At 39.0% G+C, this 19,758-nt stretch carries 21 protein-coding genes; all 21 read left to right on the top strand.

The features are described from left to right. Positions 1 to 2: 2 nt before the first annotated feature. The 21 genes from Dvar_RS36645 (at position 3) to Dvar_RS36545 (ending at position 19,420) form a co-directional block, all read left to right on the top strand. Positions 3 to 407: a hypothetical protein gene (locus Dvar_RS36645; protein WP_419658357.1), complete on the top strand. Its 405-nt coding sequence runs from the start codon at positions 3 to 5 to the stop codon at positions 405 to 407. A gap of 4 nt (positions 408 to 411) precedes the next feature. Then, entirely contained in the window at positions 412 to 759 is a 348-nt protein-coding gene (locus Dvar_RS36640) for a hypothetical protein (protein WP_419658355.1), read from the top strand. A gap of 105 nt (positions 760 to 864) precedes the next feature. Next, entirely contained in the window at positions 865 to 2,955 is a 2,091-nt protein-coding gene (gene sctV / locus Dvar_RS36635; RefSeq protein ID WP_419658353.1) for a type III secretion system export apparatus subunit SctV, read from the top strand. Between the two features lie 37 nt (positions 2,956 to 2,992). Beyond that, positions 2,993 to 4,348: an FHA domain-containing protein gene (locus tag Dvar_RS36630; protein WP_419658351.1), complete on the top strand. Its 1,356-nt coding sequence runs from the start codon at positions 2,993 to 2,995 to the stop codon at positions 4,346 to 4,348. Further along, positions 4,345 to 4,602, top strand: a complete 258-nt coding sequence (locus tag Dvar_RS36625; protein WP_419658349.1) for a hypothetical protein — start codon at positions 4,345 to 4,347, stop codon at positions 4,600 to 4,602. The genes Dvar_RS36630 and Dvar_RS36625 overlap by 4 nt, the downstream gene beginning before the upstream one ends. 94 nt (positions 4,603 to 4,696) lie before the next feature. Further along, positions 4,697 to 4,885, top strand: coding sequence for a hypothetical protein (locus Dvar_RS36620; protein WP_419658347.1), 189 nt, complete (start codon positions 4,697 to 4,699; stop codon positions 4,883 to 4,885). Between the two features lie 188 nt (positions 4,886 to 5,073). Continuing rightward, positions 5,074 to 5,454, top strand: a complete 381-nt coding sequence (locus Dvar_RS36615; protein WP_419658345.1) for a tetratricopeptide repeat protein — start codon at positions 5,074 to 5,076, stop codon at positions 5,452 to 5,454. Positions 5,455 to 5,517: 63 nt separating this feature from the next. After that, entirely contained in the window at positions 5,518 to 5,916 is a 399-nt protein-coding gene (locus Dvar_RS36610; protein WP_419658343.1) for a hypothetical protein, read from the top strand. A gap of 25 nt (positions 5,917 to 5,941) precedes the next feature. Then, on the top strand, positions 5,942 to 6,646 hold the full coding sequence (locus Dvar_RS36605; RefSeq protein ID WP_419658341.1) for a SctK family type III secretion system sorting platform protein: 705 nt from the start codon (positions 5,942 to 5,944) through the stop codon (positions 6,644 to 6,646). Between the two features lie 42 nt (positions 6,647 to 6,688). Then, the gene (sctN, locus tag Dvar_RS36600) at positions 6,689 to 8,041 is read left to right on the top strand and encodes a type III secretion system ATPase SctN (protein WP_419658339.1); all 1,353 of its coding nucleotides are present in this window, start codon (positions 6,689 to 6,691) and stop codon (positions 8,039 to 8,041) included. Continuing rightward, positions 8,038 to 8,523 carry a type III secretion system stalk subunit SctO gene (gene sctO / locus Dvar_RS36595; RefSeq protein ID WP_419658338.1) on the top strand — a complete coding sequence of 162 codons (486 nt, stop codon included), beginning with the start codon at positions 8,038 to 8,040 and terminating at the stop codon, positions 8,521 to 8,523. The genes sctN and sctO overlap by 4 nt, the downstream gene beginning before the upstream one ends. Positions 8,524 to 8,540: 17 nt before the next feature. Continuing rightward, positions 8,541 to 9,566 carry a type III secretion system cytoplasmic ring protein SctQ gene (gene sctQ, locus Dvar_RS36590; RefSeq protein WP_419658336.1) on the top strand — a complete coding sequence of 342 codons (1,026 nt, stop codon included), beginning with the start codon at positions 8,541 to 8,543 and terminating at the stop codon, positions 9,564 to 9,566. Continuing rightward, positions 9,566 to 10,222, top strand: a complete 657-nt coding sequence (gene sctR / locus Dvar_RS36585; RefSeq protein ID WP_419658335.1) for a type III secretion system export apparatus subunit SctR — start codon at positions 9,566 to 9,568, stop codon at positions 10,220 to 10,222. The genes sctQ and sctR overlap by 1 nt, the downstream gene beginning before the upstream one ends. A 13-nt stretch (positions 10,223 to 10,235) precedes the next feature. Further along, on the top strand, positions 10,236 to 10,502 hold the full coding sequence (sctS, locus tag Dvar_RS36580; RefSeq protein ID WP_419658333.1) for a type III secretion system export apparatus subunit SctS: 267 nt from the start codon (positions 10,236 to 10,238) through the stop codon (positions 10,500 to 10,502). Further along, the gene (gene sctT, locus Dvar_RS36575) at positions 10,499 to 11,287 is read left to right on the top strand and encodes a type III secretion system export apparatus subunit SctT (RefSeq protein WP_419658331.1); all 789 of its coding nucleotides are present in this window, start codon (positions 10,499 to 10,501) and stop codon (positions 11,285 to 11,287) included. Before sctS ends, sctT begins: the two co-directional genes overlap by 4 nt. Beyond that, positions 11,284 to 12,318: an EscU/YscU/HrcU family type III secretion system export apparatus switch protein gene (locus Dvar_RS36570; RefSeq protein ID WP_419658329.1), complete on the top strand. Its 1,035-nt coding sequence runs from the start codon at positions 11,284 to 11,286 to the stop codon at positions 12,316 to 12,318. The genes sctT and Dvar_RS36570 overlap by 4 nt, the downstream gene beginning before the upstream one ends. Positions 12,319 to 12,326: 8 nt before the next feature. Beyond that, on the top strand, positions 12,327 to 13,142 hold the full coding sequence (gene sctJ / locus Dvar_RS36565) for a type III secretion system inner membrane ring lipoprotein SctJ (protein WP_419658327.1): 816 nt from the start codon (positions 12,327 to 12,329) through the stop codon (positions 13,140 to 13,142). A 260-nt stretch (positions 13,143 to 13,402) separates the two neighbouring features. Then, positions 13,403 to 13,969, top strand: coding sequence for a FliH/SctL family protein (locus Dvar_RS36560; RefSeq protein ID WP_419658324.1), 567 nt, complete (start codon positions 13,403 to 13,405; stop codon positions 13,967 to 13,969). A gap of 76 nt (positions 13,970 to 14,045) precedes the next feature. Further along, a complete protein-coding gene (locus Dvar_RS36555; RefSeq protein WP_419658322.1) occupies positions 14,046 to 14,447 on the top strand; it encodes a prefoldin subunit in 402 nt (133 codons plus the stop codon). A gap of 316 nt (positions 14,448 to 14,763) precedes the next feature. Beyond that, entirely contained in the window at positions 14,764 to 17,295 is a 2,532-nt protein-coding gene (locus Dvar_RS36550; protein ID WP_419658321.1) for a hypothetical protein, read from the top strand. A gap of 190 nt (positions 17,296 to 17,485) precedes the next feature. Continuing rightward, positions 17,486 to 19,420: a hypothetical protein gene (locus tag Dvar_RS36545; protein WP_419658319.1), complete on the top strand. Its 1,935-nt coding sequence runs from the start codon at positions 17,486 to 17,488 to the stop codon at positions 19,418 to 19,420. Positions 19,421 to 19,758: the final 338 nt, after the last annotated feature.

Raw genomic sequence — 19,758 nt, 5'->3', positions numbered from 1 at the left:
TTATGAATGATTCAATCAATAGGCTTTTTGCATTTGATTCCGGAATATATAACTTGGAAGAGATATTTAATGGTATAACAACAAACCAGATAGGAATAAACAACAATTTAATTACCAATGAAAATTCGGATTTTATACCATCGGCCATGTCCACAGTTTCGGGAGAATCTTTGGAATATCAAATCGAAAAGATAATTCTATCTGTTATCGATGATATGGAAAATATTGATACGAATAAGTTTTCAGTATTGTTAGAAAAAACGCTTTTAGCAATAAAACATGAAATTGAAAATGTACAGGATTCAAAAATACAACAATCGCTAACCGATCTTGTTGAGCTGCTTATGGAAAATACCAATTTAGCATCACTATTTCAAAGTTATTCGAACTGGTTGCAAAAGGCTTAAACTAATGAATGAGTATCAAGAAAGGAATCCATTAATTAAGGAACAGCAAAAGAAATTCCTATTGCTGCTTGGATATAATTATCTAAAAAGTAATAAGCTGGAGAAATCTGTCATTATTTTTAAAGCGCTATATCATTTATATCCAGACATTGATATTTTTTGTTTGTGTTTGAGTTATATATATCTCAAACTTAACAATTATGAGGATACACTTTTTTATGCAGAGATTTATTTAACAAACCGGAAGGGTAAACTCAAACAAGGGCGTCTTATTAAAAGCAAGGCCCTTTTTGCGTTGGGACTGGTGGATGAGGCGAAAGAATGTGCAAGAAAAATTTACGATACAAAATAAATATAAAGATATTGAAAAATTAATGGATCATTAAATTTCGAATATTCGATAACAAAAAAATATATATCAAAGGTGTTTCATAAAGTTCTTTATTAGGCACAACCTATGTTACTAAACAACGCAAAAACGTTTGTTATCTACATTACTCGTCATAATGATATCCTTTTGGCAGTGCTTGTTGTTGCTATAATTTCTCTTATCGTTTTACCCCTTCCAACAGCTTTAATGGATACCTTTATTTCTATAAATCTCGGCGTCTCAATTAGTTTATTGATGTTATCTACATATATACCAAACTCGACTGCTCTATCAACTTTTCCAACTCTTTTGCTTTTGGCAACACTTTTCAGACTCTCCTTAAATATTGCCAGCACACGGCTGATTCTGCTTGATGCAGATGCTGGAAAAATAATTGATACTTTTGGCAATTTTGTTGTAGCAGGCAATTTTGTCGTCGGCGCAGTTGTATTTTTAATCATCACAATTGTTCAATTTCTGGTAATTGCCAAGGGAACTGAAAGAGTTGCCGAAGTTGCAGCAAGGTTCACGCTGGATGCAATGCCTGGAAAACAGATGAGTATTGATGCCGATTTGAGAGCTGGAATAATCGATATCACAGAGGCTAAAAATAGACGAACATTGATCCAGATGGAAAGCTCTCTTTATGGCGCCATGGACGGTGCCATGAAGTTTGTCAAAGGAGATGCCATTGCTGGGTTGATTGTAACTGTTATCAATATTTTGGCTGGAATATGTATTGGCATATTTCAAAAAGGAATGCAAATAAATAAAGCCGTAGAAACGTATTCTGTGTTAACTGTTGGTGATGGGTTGATAGCACAGATACCGGCTTTGTTAATTTCAATTGCCGCTGGAATAATAATTACACGTAGTAATGATAATAAAATTCCTAATTTGGGAAGTGAAATCGGTTTTCAGGTTTTATCTCAACCAAAAAGCATATTAATCAGTGGAATTATTCTATGCTCATTTTCAGTGATACCAGGCTTTCCAGCATTTCAATTTATGATTATAGGTGGGCTGATTTTGACAATTGGTCTAATATTCCATATTAGTTTTAAAAGCCCCTCCAATAATCAAATTGATATCAATGAATACTTATTATCTCACATTTCAAAAGATATATATACAAAAAAAGATAAAGAAGATACTTTATTAGTAACCATACCATTACAAATTGACATGGATATGGAAATTCAAAAGTTTCTAAATCCAATTAGCTTCAATAGTAAATTAATACAGGTTAGAAGAGCGCTATATCAAGATATTGGAATCCTTTTTCCTAAAATAAATCTAAACATCACTGAATCAGGTAAAAATGGACAATATACAATTTTGGTTAATGAAATTCCTGTCTCCCATGGTTACATAATCCCTGGACATTATTTGGTGATGGAGTCCGAAACTACGCTATCAATACTGGGTATAGAAACGAAATACGAAAAACCATTTATATCAGACAAGACATCTATTTGGGTGCCCAAAGATTACAAGCGTCAACTTGAAATAGCTAATATTAAACATATGGGGCCATCTGAAATATTAACCTATCACCTTGCGGTTGTTTTAAAGGATAATGCTTCAGAATTCATAGGTTTACAAGAAACAAAATATTTAATAAAAAAGACCGAAGAAAAATACCCTGATCTAGTTCAGGAAATGAATAAGATATTAAATGTATCCCAAATAACAAATGTTTTAAAAAGATTGGTAGAAGAGGAAGTTTCAATAAGAAATTTGAAACTTATATTTCATCATCTAATTGAATGGGGACAAAAAGAAAAAGACATTATCCTGCTTACGGAATATATAAGGGTTGAACTTAAACGGTATATAAGTCATCGATACAGTGCCGGAAAAAATATGATTGCGGTTTACATGTTTGATAGGCAGATAGAAGAAGAGATACGGAATTCCATACGAAAAAGCTCGGGTACAAATTATTTGGTTCTTGGTCCAGATAAAAGAAAAAAAATATTGGATGCAATTAAAAAAGAAATTGGTACAAATAATGGTAATGCAACAAATCCGGTTCTGCTAACTTCGATGGATATTCGAAGGTATGTAAAAAAATTTATTGAGCAAGAAATTAAAAATTTATCAGTTCTTTCATATCAGGAAATATCTCAAGATGTTTTGGTCCAGCCGTTGGGCCGTATACAACTTACGTCATAAAGCTCATGAATATAAATTAAACAGATGGTTGAAATAAATGAGTTATGCTTCGAAATATAAATTAAAAGTGTTGGCGGGAATCCACAAAAGTGCTGAACTAATCATCGATCCTAATGAAAAATATTCAATTGGCAGCAGTGACAATTGCGATATCATTTTGGTTGATAATGGAGTCGATAAAGAACATATATGTTTATACTCACAAGAAAATAATTTTATGGTCGTCAAAAAATCCAACAATATTTTTATTGATGGAGAAATCCTGATTGAACAAGAAAAGAAAATAGACGCATACCAAGTAATCACTATTGGAGATGCACATTTTACCATTGGACCCGTTGAGGAAAAATGGCCCATATTAGCTCCTGCTATAATAAAAAAAGGCCAAAATTTTTCAAATTGTCGAGATTTAGTTCCGATTGATATTAAAGGCCGAACATTGTGGTTGCAAGATTTTAAAAGGATTTCGAAAGATCTCTCTCAATTAGCTAAAAATGCAATTCAGAAATTCGATAAAAAATTGATAACGGGAATAATAATATTTTGTATTATATTTCTCTCGTTTTGGATTGATTTTGTGCAATCTGGAATAAATAAATCTTGTTACTCAAATGGAAATTCAGCACTAAATAAAATAAACGATGGAAGTTTATTTATAAATGCAAACTCAATATTAAACAAATTTGCTGACTGTGGATTGGTTGGGTCTGGAATTAAAGAACCGGCGTTAAAGATAGATACGGATGGTGCATGTAAAATAGAGCCATTGCAAAAAGTGAGAGAATATCTTTATGAAAAATGGCGATATAGATTGTTAGAAGATATAAAAAGTGGAAAAGAGATTAATTATCAAGGAAAAAATATATTAAATATAACAGACCTTGATATTACTTTAAAAAAAGAAAGCGATGAAACATTTACGGTTGAAGGCTTTACATTGAAAAAAGATGATCGCGAAGGGCTATTGGCTAATTTAGGGGATATTGTAAGGTTTCAAGTTGTCGCGGCCGAAGATATTTCAGATGCATGTAAAAAGATATTGAGGAAAAAAGAAATTAAAGATCCAATCGTTGAATTTGATATTGAAAATAAAATAGCAACATTAAATGGAATTACGGAAAATCTAAATATTATTCCAAAAATTGAAAAAGTTATTGCTAAAACTATTCCTGAAATAACGGTAGATAATCAAATCCGGTTTTTACCTAAGGAATTGAATATTGTTGGAGCAAATACAGGCGTTAATGAATATGTTAAATTAGATGACGGCAGCAAAGTATTTAAAGGCGGAAGGCTTGAAAACGGGTGTATAATTGAGCATATACAATCCAATAGAGTCCAACTTGACTGTAGTGGCTCGAAAGTTGACTACAAGTTAGGAGAAAAATCATGAATAGCCAGAATTCATCTGATGATGTAGAGACAAAACTTGCAAAAGATACAACAGGGAATTATAAAAATTGGCTTCTTGATGAATTGAGGCAGCATAAAAATCATTTCGAGGAATTTAAAGGTAAAATGCTTCCAGCAGACGAGTATGAACAATGTGAATATTTGATCCATGCAATAAACGCAGCGATTAATATTATTGAAAGCAAAAGACCTGGGATCGAACAGAATGGTGTTTTCAATAATTTATTTTATTAACCCGAATGAAAGGAGGAAAATAGACACGATTAATTTCTGCTAAAATAGATATAAATGTAGTTAAATTGTTAAATATCAAAAAAGGAGAAAAGCAATGTCTTTAATTAGTGTTGATGTCTCTGGTATTGGTTCTCAACCAGAGGTTGATACTAGCTCATCACAATCGTTGTTGGAATCGCAACAAGCAGTTGCAGAGTGGACGGCAATGTATCAGACAGCATCAAGTGCCATTGAATCTGAGGAAGAAGCGGCCAAGACTGCTGCGAAAAACCTTGGTCAGTAACATGGCTGTTTACGCGTAATTAGTACTACAAAAAGTTGGAATGAAAGGTAATTATAATTTGCTAAAGCATATTTAAAGGACGCGTAAGTAGAGTGTCTTTCATTCCAGCTTTCCTTCTAAATAGCAAGTTATAAATTAATAAATGAATGATTGAAAATTGTATATCGATAAAAAGAAAACGTGAAACCATGACAAATGTTGATGGAAAGCTGCTCAGTTTGTTGATGGAAATCGCTATGTTGAATTATAACAAAGGATTCCTAAATGAATCCAGTATTATATTTGACGCTGTTTCTTATTGTAAGCCGGAAAGCGCTTATCCATTAATTGGAATCGCGCGCGTACAAATGTATAAGGGAGAGTTTGAAAACGCGATAAGCACTCTTCGCAATGCGTCTTGTCAGGATTACATGCAACGAGAACTTCGCGATAGTTTCTTAGGTAAAGCCTTAATCCTTGCTGATTACCGAGAGGAAGCTTACACAATATTAAACAATATAGTTGAGCAAGGGAAATATGATGTTGCGATAAGGTTCGCTAGTGATCTATTATTTGAAATCAAAAAGTGAGGATTTCAGTAGGTTAGGTTTATTAATGAATTTGGTTAAAAATAAAATGGAGAAAAGAAAGGGATGGAGATATATCAAAATATAGGGTCTATCGAATCATATGGAAATATGGTTCAACTTGAAATAAAGCCAATGAAAGGTGTTGATTTTGACCAAGATGTTCAAGCCTTCGAACAGGCATTCAAATTAAACGGAATTGATGAGTTTAACAGCCTTAACGTTGAAAATGTTGTTACCAATTTCGATAATGCTTTATTTGAGAAAGTTGGTGAATATAAATTATCCGTTGATCAAAAAAGAGATGAACTAAGTAGCTTTATTAACAGCCCGGCAGAATACAGTTTAACGGATTTGCTTAAATTGCAATGTGAACTTGGATCATATGTTATTGAAGTCACACTTGTTACTAACACAAGCGATAAAGTCAGTAATGGAATTACTACACTTTTTCAGACTCAATAGCATTATGTTTAGTTAATGCTATAATATGAAAAAAGAATCTGATAGAAAAAATGATTACGTTAAACTGATAAAGAATAAGAATGAATTATTTCATTTAATTTATGAGTTTAATATGGCTCCAACAAGCTACGCACATATGAGCTGGATTGCGCCCATTATCTCAAATCACTGGTTCACCCGGTTGTCAAAGTCAAAAAGAGGTCTGAAAAAACTATCAAAACTGATTTTGCAGCATCACAATCTTGACCAAGATTTTTATTACAATTTCTATGAAAAAAAATATCGATTAGCGTTGCTACCTTGTGATGTACTAAAAAAATTGACTTTTTATGGTGGTCTTGCATTATGGCACAAAGAGATAAAAACTTGTATTTCTAAAAATAGAAAAGTAAAAATAGTCGAAAAGATCGGAGATAGTGCATATCGATTCGCTACTGTAAGTTCTCCTTTACTGGTTGGAAATTTAATGCCTAAACCGGATACAATAATTCAGTCGGATGATCCAAAAAGATTTTTACAAGAATGCGGATCTGCTTTTCTTTTATTTGCATATAAAAACGAACAGAACTCATTTTACAAGCGCTTATTGTTAAAATTTCCGAAAGATATAAATATCGATCTGGTTGATAACTTTCTTGAATTCGGTATTGATCCGTCAATCATTTTAACTTTTTTCTTACGAATTATGAAGCATGTCATTGATACGCGCTGGCAACAGTTCATATGTTAGCTTGTGGTACACTATTTGTTGGCGCAATAAAAAAGGCATTCAATGGATTTGAATGAACATAAATTCAATAAAGATTTGCAATATATTGATAAATCCCTGAGTGCAGCCTTAAAAAGAGTACAACCGCTTAAGATTAACGGGAGAGTCATTCATGCGTCCGGTACGATGATCAGGGCAACCGTTTCAGGTCTAAAAATCGGGGAATTGTGTATCGTTAAGAATCTATTTGAAAGCTCACATCTTTTTGCCGAAGTCGTTGGGTTTACCAAAAATGAAACTTTGTTATCTCCCATAGGCGATATTTCCGGACTTGCTCATGATGCTCATGTCTATCCATCTGGCAAATATCTGATGGCTCCTGTTGGGGCAAACTTGCTTGGTCGAATTTTGGATGGATTGGGCTATCCGATGGATGTAAAAGAAAAAGGCCCTATAAAGCCGGTCGGATACTATCCACTACATCAAAATACACCTACGCCTTTAAGCAGAAGGATAATTTCAAAGCCACTCTGCTTAGGTCTTCGTGTAATGGATGGATTGTTGACTTGTGGCGAAGGGCAACGCCTCGGGATTTATGGCGCAGCAGGCGTTGGTAAAAGCCAGTTTTTGGCAACTTTGGCGAAAAACGCCATCGCGGACGTCAATGTTCTGGCCCTAATCGGGGAGCGTGGCCGGGAGGTAAGGGAGTTCATTGAAAAAGACCTTGGAGAAGAGGGCATGAAAAGGTCCGTGGTTGTGGTCGCTACTTCGGATAAATCCAGTATGGAACGGTTAAAGGCTGCTTATACGGCTACCGCCATTGCAGAATATTTCAGAGACAATGGAAAAAGCGTGTTGCTTATGATCGATTCAATAACACGATTCGCGAGAGCACAACGCGAAATTGGACTTTCCGCTGGTGAGCCACCCACACGAAGAGGATTCCCTCCTTCAGTTTTTAATATTTTGCCGAAACTACTAGAGCGGGCCGGAACATCGGAAAAAGGCTCTATCACAGGAATTTATACGGTATTGGTTGAAGGGGATGATATGAACGAGCCGGTAGCTGATGAAACGCGATCCATTTTAGACGGACATATTGTTCTGTCAAGAGAATTGGCAGCGAAAAATCACTATCCGGCAATTGATGTTCTTAATAGCATCAGTCGTGTAATGAATTCCATAGTTGATGAAAAGCACAAAAAAAACGCCTCTAAAGCCAGACAAATAATTGCTAAATACAAAGAAATGGAGTTGCTGGTAAAGGTCGGCGAGTATAAACAAGGTGCAGATAAATATGCTGACGAAGCGATATCGAAAATAGGTGCTGTCAATAAATTTCTCAAACAGGATTTTAGTGAATCATCAAATTTTAAGCAGACATTAAAAACGCTTGACCTTATAGTGGATCAATGACCTACATTTTAGAAGATTTGCTGAGAATACGTAAGCGCAGAGAACAATCCGCTTTGAACAGTATAATTCAAGCCAGAAAAAGTTTGGTAGAGGCGAAAGACGCAGCAAAAAAAAAGGCCGACCAATTATCAAATTTTATTCAATGGCGCAAGAATGAAGAAGATCGGTTGTTTGATGAAATACAAAGAAAATATAATACCATTTATCAGTTAATTTACTACAATCAATGTGTGGATTCATTAAGAAAGGAACAAAACAAACTTACTGATCAACTAAACCAAGCTAAACAGAACGTAGTACAAGCCGACGAAGCAGTTAAAAAATCATATGAAGATTATCAATTATGTCATCGTGAAAAAAGAAAACTGGAAGAGCATAAGGAACAATGGTTGATGAATAAAATGACGTTTGATCAACACAGTGAAGAAAACAAAATAGATGAGATAAACAGCATGAGATTCAATGCTATGCGTTTACTCTAAAAAACAACTGAAGCTTCATGGAGAACCGGATAATAATTAAAAAAATTAACCCCAAATACATCCATATATTTAATCGAATGTTTAAATGCAAACGGCATTTAGAATTTGATTTAGGTGAAGAAAAATATTCAGTCAATTTTTCATTCTTTAAGAAAAGAATAGAGTCAAGCACTAATATAGTTGTTTGTATTGATGATCGCTTATTCTATATTTTAACTTTGGAAAATGAATTTATCAGCAATACGTTCGGTGAGCATCAAAGCATGGCGGAATTAAATAAAATTCCAGTTTACCTTAGAAATATTGCATTAGAAATCGCTGCAGAGCAAATTCTTGATAGTTTTGAAAAATATTGCAATTGCAAAAGTACCATCGTTGAATCTTCAAAAATAGTTGAGTCTGAAGAAGAGCGAATTTACCTTCAATTTGAACTGTTGCGTGAAAAAGATAGTGCATGTTTTCATGGCAGTATCGAAACCAATCCTGAAGGAATGGTTTGGTTTTTGGAAAAATATGATCAATTACCAAGTCTTCATGAAAGAAAAGGCTTTCAAATACCCTTAAAAGTCAATTTTGAAATCGGGTATACATTAATGAGTATAGAAGAAATCGATGGCATCGAACTAAATGATATCATCTTAATTGATAATCGATTATCGCCGCAGAAATCGCATGTCATCGTTAATATGGGTGACTTAATTATTTTCGATGGTCACAATAATCCGGCAGGAAAAATTGTACTCGGTAACAAAGCCATTCAAAGAATTGGGGAAGATATGGAAAAAGAAGAGAATAAACCCAGGCGTCTTGCCGAACCGTTAATTGGTGATATCCCGGTTAAGCTTACCTTCAAAGTGGGTGAGACTCAGATTACGTTCGCCGAGTTGATGGATCTTCAACCGGGTTACATATTTGAAATGAATAATGGTCTGGAAAAGCCAGTGGAAATAAAGGCCAATGGTAAATCGGTGGGGATGGGCGAATTGGTGGAGATCGGTGATCGGTTGGGCGTAAGGGTATTGGAATTTGAAACGGAAAAATAATGTTCTCAGCCAACAGTTTTGATCCAGTATATATTACAATCGTTTTGCTTGGGCTCGGCTTGGCACCATTTGCCGCGTTAATGGTAACCTCATTCATTAAAATTTCAATCGTCTTGGAACTGGTTCGTAATGCATTGGGTTTACAACAGGTTCCTCCAAACATGGTTATTCATGGCCTTGCTTTAATTTTGACATTCTATATAATGGCTCCGGTTGGACAAGACATGTTCAACATTGTAACTGATGCTTTGAAAAAAGAAGAAAATTTTCAGGAGCTGATGAAAGAGGTTGTAAAGGCCAAGGAACCACTAAGAGAATTCTTAATGAGGCACTCCAATGCCAAGGAGAGACTTTTTTTTGTTCAGTCATCGATAAAGCTTTGGAAAAACGAGGAGGCCAAAAATCTGAAGGAGGATGATCTAATTGTCTTGGTTCCTGCATTTACTGTAAACGAGCTGACAAGGGCCTTTAAAATTGGCTTTCTAATTTATCTTCCATTTGTAATCATCGACCTAATTGTATCCAACATATTATTAGCCATGGGAATGATAATGGTTTCGCCAATTATGATTTCCGTGCCTTTTAAGCTTCTGCTTTTCGTATTGCTTGACGGCTGGACCAAACTCATCCACGGTTTGGTTCTATCGTTTCAATAAAGGATTGAAGACTATGGATGCACGGATAGCCGAGCTTACCTATAAAGCGCTAATATTGGTTTTAGTTGTCTCATTGCCACCGATTATCGTGGCATCTTTGGTTGCGGTTGCTGTAAGTGTTATTCAGGCTGTGACACAAATCCAGGACCAGACCATTTCCTTTGCATTTAAACTCATCAGTGTTACCATAACATTAATATTCACAGTGCGATGGCTTGGTGGGCAGGTATTGATATTTGCGGCCAACATTTTCGATAATATCCCATATTTTGTTCAATGAGCGATTCATTCAGCGCGTTTACGCAATTAGTCCTTGCAGTGGCACTATGCATGCCGCGGATCCTGGCCGCTTTTACTGTAGTGCCTTTTCTTCGTCAGGGGTATGTTACCGGAGTCACACGCAATTGTATCGCTGTAAGTTTTTCGTTGATTCTCTTCCCGATTATTTTTCCTGTGGTTAGAGAGAAAAACATCTCAGCACTGGTTTTTTTAGCCATAATAGCAAAGGAAAGTGTCATCGGCGCAGCCCTGGGGTATATGGTTGGGCTATTATTCTGGGGTATTCAAGCTGTTGGGAAGATTATTGACTACCAAAGGGGGGCTCATGTCGCAGAGGCATATGACCCGAGTTTCGGGGGAGAGATGTCGCCCATTGGAAATTTGCTCATGCCGCTATTCATAATGATTTTCTTTTCAAGCGGTGGCTTTATCGTCTTTTTATCCGCTATATACGAAAGCTTTCAAGCATGGCCGATATTTTCTTATCTGCCTGTACCAAGTTCGAAGGTGGCAATTTTTTCTTTAAACAAGATTGACGATTTTATGGAGATGGTACTCCTGCTCACTGCTCCCTTGATTATCCTAATGTTTATTAGTGATATTGGCATGGGGATAATCAATCGGTTTGCCCCACAACTAAATATATTATTTCTGAGTATGCCAATAAAAAGTGTTTTAGGAATACTTTTATTAATACTATACCTGCCATATTTTCTCTTTTACCTTAAAAATTATATCGTCCAAAATGCTAATGTTCTCAATATATTAAAGATTGTGATGAAATGAAAGAAAAAACGCAGCTACCAACACCCAAAAGACTGCGAGATGCTAGAAAAAAAGGACAGATCGCAAAAAGCAAGGAAATTGCTACTTGCGCTACAATCGTTACACTATTTTTAATATTGTGGATTTGCTCAAAGCATTATTTTTCACACCTTTGCAAAATAATCAGCACACCAACTGTTTTATATGAAACTGATTTTTCATGGGCTTACATTGAAATTTCAAAAATATTAATCAAAGAGTTTATTCTGTTGTCAGTCCCATTTGCAATTTGTGCGACAATAGCTACAATGCTTTCCTACATGCTTCAATTCGGTGTCTTATTCGCCTTCGAACCTATAAAACCCGATTTCAATAGGATCAATCCGGTCGAGGGGTTTAAAAGTATTTTCTCATGGAAAAACATGCTCGAACTTATAAAAACAATTCTCAAAATAGGATTGCTCGGAGGAATAATCTATATCATTATACGTTCTCATATCAAAGTTCTTGTGCATCTTCCTAATTCAAGTGTTAAAGAGATTATGCCTCTTCTGGCAACGATTTTTGGGAAATTGATGCTGTATGTATCATGTGTATTTATTTTTTTTGCGATTTTAGACCATTTTTTTCAAAAAAAAATATTTATGCATAAAATGAAAATGAGCATCGATGATGTTAAACAAGAGTACAAGGATAGAGAGGGGGATCCAAAAATAAAAAGCAAACGGCGGAAAATCCAGCAGGAATTCGCAGTTGTTGAAAATCTTGTTACTCGCATCCAAAAGTCTGCTGTCATCATAGCAGATTCAAATGAGACAGCCGTTGCCATTCACTACGTACATGGAAAGACCAAGCTACCCATCGTTTCTGCAAAAGGGAAATACTTTGTGGCGGAACGAATCATTGAAATCGCTAGAAAAAATAATATCCCTATCGTTCATGATATGTATTTGGCTAATAAGTTATTTGAAATTGGAAAGGAAAATGGGTTTATCTTTGGTGAATTGATAGCTCCCATGGCAAACTTGCTTCGATCAATTGTCCGTGTTTAAACATCAAAATGAAACGTGATTTGCAAGATATGAAGAAACATTCGCTATTAGTAATTTTATTTTTAGTATGGGCTATCTGTTTGGGTTGCGATGATGCCAATTTATACTCGAACATTGAAGAAAAAGAAGCTGTGGAGATGCAGGCGATTTTATTGCGGCAAGGAATTGATTGTGACAAGATTAACAGAAAAGATAACCTATGTGAAATAAGGGTTTCCAAAAACCAATTATCAGAAGCTATTGATATACTGAAAAGCAATGGTTATCCAAAAGATGAGTTTTCTGATATGGGAACAATGTTTAAAAAAGAAGGGCTTGTCTCTTCGCCTTTGGAAGAGAGAATCAGGTATATTTATGCTTTGTCCCAAGAAATGGCACAAACCCTGTCAAAAATCGACGGTGTGATAACTGCCAGGGTTCACATTGTTCTACCGGAAAATGATCCTTTGAGTGAATATTTTCAGCCTTCGTCTGCTTCTGTATTTATTAAGCATCTGCAAAATTTTGATATTCAATCTCATGTTCATCAAGTAAAACAGCTCGTAGTCAATAGTGTCGAAGGGTTAAGCTATGATAAGGTATCTGTCGTTCCTTTTGCAAGTTCTGTGGTGAAGATAGCCACGCAGCGACATGCAAGAATTTTTGGTATTGAAGTAGTCTATGAATATTTACCAAGATTACGTCTGTTGGTTTATGGGTTGATTTTCTTTCTTGCTATCGCATTTCTTGCCTGCGGTTATCTGCTTTGGAAAATATATAAGTTCGAAAATTCTGTAAACAAAAAGATGCTATTAAAAGATGGTGTTAATCAAATTGTTAGATAGACAAATACCCAAGGTGAGCGGTTAGCTTTTAGCAATTAGCTGTTAATCTTTTATCATTAATTTCACTTTTTAATTTTACTTTAAATGCCATGATACATTGATTTCTTTGACATTTTTTTGCTAACTGATAAACGATCAACTTATTCAATAACAACCAAAGTGAAACTGTTTTTTTGATCAATATGTATATATTTATTGAAAATAATAAAATTAGAGTCCCTGCCTCAACACAATTGATAAAGTCCAATGAATATACTGTAATGGTTGAAGTAGAAGATATACTTTTGAAGGCCAAGGAAAAAGCGGATGAAATTATTCATGATGCCAAAATGGAATCTGAGAAAATAAAATTACAAGCAAACAAAGCATATGTTTTAGAAAAAGAAAAAGGCTATAAGGAAGGCTTAAAGAAAAGCCAGGATAAAATGGCAAGTGTAATCAATAGAACTATTATTAATTCAGATCGATATATACATTCTATTGAGGATAAAATTACTGAACTTGTTTTGGGTACAGTAAAAAAAATCATCGATGGAATGGACAATAGGGAGATGATTAGTGGTTTGGTAAAAAAGTCGCTCAACGTGATGAAAAACCACAAGAAAATTAAACTTAAGATTTCACCGATTCATTTAGATTATTTAAATCTAAAAGTTGATGAAATTATAATATCATACCCAAATATTCATGAAATAGAAATTTTAGCTGATGATCGACTGGATGAAAATCAATTGATTTTGGAAAGTCCTATCGGTATTGTGGATGCAAGCATTGAAACGCAGTTGGCTGCTATTAAAGATGCTTTTTCTCATTGTTTTAATGAATGATAAAAAAATAAAATAAAATATAATTTCCATTTTTCCGATTTATTCAAAATACAGGAACTTAAAAGGAGTTGTAATAATGGAAAAAAAAATAAACTATAATCGTGAACTTTACATGCTTCAAAAAAGGCTGGGCATTTTAAGCAATAAGAAAAAAATGATATATACACAAATTTCAACGACTGAAAAGGCACTGGTTGAGTTGCATAAAACCGATGAAACCCATGTCTATAAAATTATAGGCAATATCCTGATAAAAAAGAATGTCGATATGTTAATTAAGGAACTTGAAGAAAACAAGACAATGATGGCATCAGAGCTGAAAAAAACCGAAACGGAATTTGAAACCAATCTTTTAAAATATAAAAGATTTGGTGCTGAATTCAATACAAATCATAACATGCCTTCAAATGATCATACATTGGATGATGATAAATCTATATTTGATATGTCCAAGCTCATCAAAGATACAGATAACTGATCCCCCTCCGAAAACAACCCATTTGCCAGATATCGGCATTAAAAGAAAATCCAACAGCTTTTAGAATTTACACCTTTCATCTAAACTTCGGCCTGTAGGCGTTGGCCATGCCTGCGACCAATAAAAAGGAATAACCAGACCAATTTTTGGCACAAGCGTTAAAAGAGAATAAAAGAGGAAAACTATGGGCCGAGTAAAACCAGCCGTCCTATCATTCATCGCGCTGATCTTTTTGACAACGATCGCATCGGGTGCGGTATCTAAAAAAAACGAAGCAGAGGTAATAACCAAAGTTAATCGCATTAAGATTCCGTTTGTGGAAAACAAAGGTCAGCTGGAGGATTCGAAAACTTTATTCTATTCAAATACGTTTATCGGCAGAGTGTCGGTAAACAAGGATGCAAGCATCGGCTATGAGCTTGGAACATCCAGTGGAGATAAAGAAAAACAGCACCATTCCATAAGGGAAAAGCTTGGCGGCGCATTGAAACCGTTACCCTCAGGCGAGCAGAAGGCCTTCGCCAAGGTTAGCCATTTCAGGGGCAAGGATCCTGCAAAATGGGGCAGGGATCTTTCCACATTCAACACTGTTGATATGGGAGAAATCTACAAGGGAATCCGGCTCAACCTGCAAGCCCACGGCAATAATGTAGAGAAAATATTCCATGTTCAACCGGGTGCGGACCCGCAATCGATCCAGTTGACCGTTGAAGGGGCCGATGCACTGCAGCTGACGCCACAAGGGGAACTGGAGGTCACTGCCGGTACGAGATCGATGCGTTTTACCCGGCCGGTGGCCTATCAACACATCGAAGGCAAAAAAAAACCAGTGGATGTGGCTTACGCGGTAAGTAAAAAATCATACGGGTTCCAGGTAGCCGCATACGATCGTACAAAGGAGCTGATCATCGATCCACTGATCACTGCGGTTTTCCAAGGCACCACGGATGAATGCACGATGCCCAAATGCATGGCTGCTGACAGCCAGGGTAACATTTATGTTGCTGGGCATTCAGCAAAACAGCTGGTTGTTTTCAAGTTTGACAGCCGGCTAGAAACATTGCTGGGATCTGCGCTTTTCAGTGATTCCGGAACCTGGTCCAGGGATGGTAATCCCAGTGTTTACGACATCGCAATCGACAGTCAGGATGCCGTTTACCTTGTCGGTGGTACAGAAGATGAAAATTTTCCTGTTACCGAGGGCTCATTTGACACTGCTTTACAACGTGGAGATGACTATTACTTCGATGCGGATGGATTTATCATTAAATATAATGCCGATCTAAACACGATTCTGGCATCGACGTTCATTGGTGAGGATGGGGGTGATGTTGCCTTTGGACTGGCAATTGACGCCAACGACGATGTGTATGTGGTAGGCGGAACGAAAAATCCGGTAAATAGTGCTTCAGCTGCTGAAGACGACACCCCTTTCCCAACCACACCTGGTGCCTATGACACCAGCCCCGGTCAGTATTGTAAAACAAAAGCGTTTATCGCGCGACTGGACAGTGGATTGCAGACCCTTCAGGCCTCAACCCTGCTGGGCAGTAATGGTGAAGAGAACGGAAATGACTGGTATGTGAATGACAGCGCCTTTGACGTTGTCATCGACGCCGATGGCAACATCGTCGTGGCGGGTAGAACCCGCTCAGCGGATTTTCCGGTAACCGACAACTGCGCGGACGCGAGTTTTCAGGGAGAATCAGAGGCCTTTGCTGCAAAGTTCGATCCAAACCTTCAGCAATTGCTGGCATCCACCTTTTTGGGCGGTGCCAATGAAGAAAAAGCCAATGTGCTGGCGATCGATGCGAACAACGAGATCGTTGTCGCCGGATGGACCAAGTCTTCTGATTTCCCGGTCGTTCAAGGCAATTACGATACCAGCTACAGCGTGTATGAAGACGGTTTTGTGAGCCGGCTGAATAGCGACCTTACCGCAATCTCGGCGTCCACTTTTATTGGGGGAAGCGGCACCGATCAGGTAAGCGATATGGTGATTCAGGATGACGGCACGGTGTTTCTGTGCGGCGGTACAGGCTCTTCCGACTTCCCTGTGACCGAGGACTGTCATGACGGCGCTTTCAATGGGGGCAATACGGATGACTTTTATGAGGGCGATGGATTCTTAACCATTATGGATCAAGCGCTTACTACCTTGATCGGATCAACCTATCTTGGCGGAAACTCGCATGACCACGCTGCGGCAATTTTGGCTAACAATGATGACATTCTTGTTGCCGGAGAAACATGGTCCTCTGATTTTCCCTATATGATAGAGACCATTGGTATTACTACGTCTGATGCCTTTGTCTGCCGGTTCAATGCCGATGAAACGCCGGAGACCCTGCCATCTGCAGGGCCTGGATATTGGCTGTCGCACGAGACTGGCAGCGCAGACAGTATTCACCTTGATGTCAATATTTGCGATGATGGCACGTTTAGCGGTCAATGGCGAATGTACTATTGCATTTCATCGACTATCTGCAGCATTGCAGATGAATTCCAGCCGAACCCGGTATCCGGCACCATAGATTTTGATAATTCCAAGGGGACAATAGATATCGGTGATGATTGTACGAATGTCCCCTTTGTTATTTTTAAACAAAATGAAGAACGATTAGTCCTTCACATTAATCCGGGTGGTACGGACAGTAGTTGTACCGTAGAGGACTTTTGGTCAGAGCTCGATTATCAAGGAGAATGTGAAGCCGGCACATGTGAAAATGATGACGTCGATGACGATGATGACAACGACAACGATAACGATGACAACGATGATGGTGGTGGTGATGGTGGTGGTGGTGGTGGTGGAAGTGGCGGATGTTTTATTTCAGCCTTATTTTGATCGGTAATCTTCCATTTTTGCCCCCTCACCCTGTCCCTCTCCCCCCGGGGGGCGAGGGCACGCAACAATGCGAGATTTGAGTGGACTGAAATTATGGTGGTGTCCTGGGAGGAATAAAATGACGATGGCGGCGGCTGTTTTCTAAAAAGCATCAGTGAGCAGCACCGGTAAAATCCAGGAGATTTAACAGATGCAGCGTTTAATGGTTCCATGTGCCATTGTTTTGATGATAGCGCTTTTCACTTATCCCTGCAGCGGCGAAGAAAGCCTGTCAGCCATCAGGAAAAAGGCCGAAAAGGGGGACGCCGAGGCCCAATACGAGCTCGGAGGGATTTATTTAAATGGCCGCCTCAACGGCAGCAAGGTGGAGATAGACGATGCCGAAGCCGTGAAGTGGTATCGCAAAGCTGCCGAGCAGCGGGTAACGGCTTCCCGGTACACCCTGGGAGTGATGTACGAAACGGGGCGCGGGATCACTGCGAGCGATGCCGAGGCCGTGAAGTGGTACCGCAAGGCCGCCGAGCAGGGCGATTCTGTTGCTCAGCTTGCCCTGGCGATGATGTATTTAAACGGACAGGGCATTTTGCCAAACGATACCGAGGCCGCAAGGTGGTTTCAAAAAGCCGCCGATCAAGGGGATGCCTGCGCCTGCTACATGCTGGGTGAGATGTATCTACGGGGACGCGGGGTTGAAAAGAGCGATGCCAGGGCTGTGAAATGGTATCGTAAGGCTGCAGAGCAGGGGCTGACCGTCGCCCAATACACCCTGGGTGGGATGTACGAAGCGGGACGCGGGGTTAAAAAGAGTGATGCCGAGGCCGCAACATGGTACCAGCGGGCCGCGGACAAAGGGCACACCAATGCGCAGTACAAATTGGGAGAAATGTATCTGATGGGACGCGGGGTGGCGCCGGACGAGGCCGAGGCCATCAAGTGGTACAAACGGGTGGCAGGCAAAGGCGTGGCCGTCGCCCAATACAAGCTGGGTGTTGTTTATGAAGCAGGACGTCGCGTTGGTCCAAACCATGCCGAAGCGTTGAAATGGTATCGACAGGCCGCCAATCAGGGTGATGCCGGTGCCCAGTATTCGTTGGGGATGATGTGTTTAAATGGGTGGGGTGTTGAACAGAACGATACCGAGGCCGTCAGCTGGTTTCAAAAAGCCGCAGTCCAGAGCTTTGTTCAAGCCCAAAAAAATCTGGCTACGATGTACGAGGCGGGGAAGGGCGCTGAAAAGAGCGATACAGAGGCTGCGAGGTGGTATAAACGGGCCGCCGAAAAAGGGGATACAATCGCCCAGTACAACCTTGCCGGGATGTATTTTACAGGTCGCGGGGTTGAGCAAAGCGATGCCGAAGCCGTGAAGTGGTATCGTAAGGCTGCCGACAAGGGGTATGTCGATGCTCAATTCAACGTGGGTGTCATGGTCGAAAAGGGCCGCGGTATTGAGCAAAACTATCCAGAAGCGGTTAAATGGTACCGAAAGGCAGCGGTTCAAGGTGATGCCGGTGCACAGTATACGATGGGGAGAATGTATTTAAACGGACTGGGAGTGGAGCAAAGCAATACCGAGGCCGCCGGATGGTATCACAAAGCCGCCGACCAGGGGCATGCCATTGCTCAGTCCAAATTAGGAGATATGTATTTAACCGGCCACGGCGTTGAGAAAGACAGAAATGAGGCCTTCAAATGGTGCGAACGGGCTGCCGACGCAGCGCTTGCCGACACCAGATACGATACCGGTGATATGTATGTTGCCGGTCTCGGGGTTGAGCAAAACGATGCCAAGGCTGTAAGGCGGTATCAACAAGCGGCAGACCATGGTCATGCCGGCGCTCAATACGCACTGGGTGAGATGTATTCAAACGGCCGCGGGGTCAGGCAAAACGACGCCAAGGCCGTGAAATGGTACCAGGCAGCCGCAGAGCAGGGGCATGTTGATGCGCAATACCGGTTGGCAATCATGTATCAACTCGGCCGGGGAACCGATCGAAATGATAATGAGGCGTTGAAGTGGTATCGGAAGGCCGCCGATCAGGGGGATGTCAATGCCGGGAACACATTTGACAAGATGCTTCAGGCTGGCCGCGGGACCGAGCCACGCAATGCTGCAGCTATGCAATGATAACATTGAGGGCAAAGCATAATTAAACACGCACCACTAACCACTTCTCTTTTTCAATACTACCGTCATTAAAAAATCGATGGGAAGCAAGAACGCTTAATGCCTGAATCTTTCACAAATCGAATGGCCTTATTCTTTTATGAAAGATTCAGTTACTACTTTTTTGCCTGCACCCTGAATGCGGAATCAGCCATAACCACGATAAGCTGAAACACCCTGGAATTCACTACCTTGGAGCAAAGGCGCAGGCAAAAATTAATGAGTGCCCTTTAACGTTTTTCACCGGTATCGGTTCGGCAACCGATGCGTTTAATATACACCCATTATTACTATCGGTC

It is taken from the genome of Desulfosarcina variabilis str. Montpellier, assembly GCF_048565275.1.
GTDB lineage: Bacteria > Desulfobacterota > Desulfobacteria > Desulfobacterales > Desulfosarcinaceae > Desulfosarcina > Desulfosarcina variabilis.
This window is presented reverse-complemented; position numbering and strand designations above follow the sequence as displayed.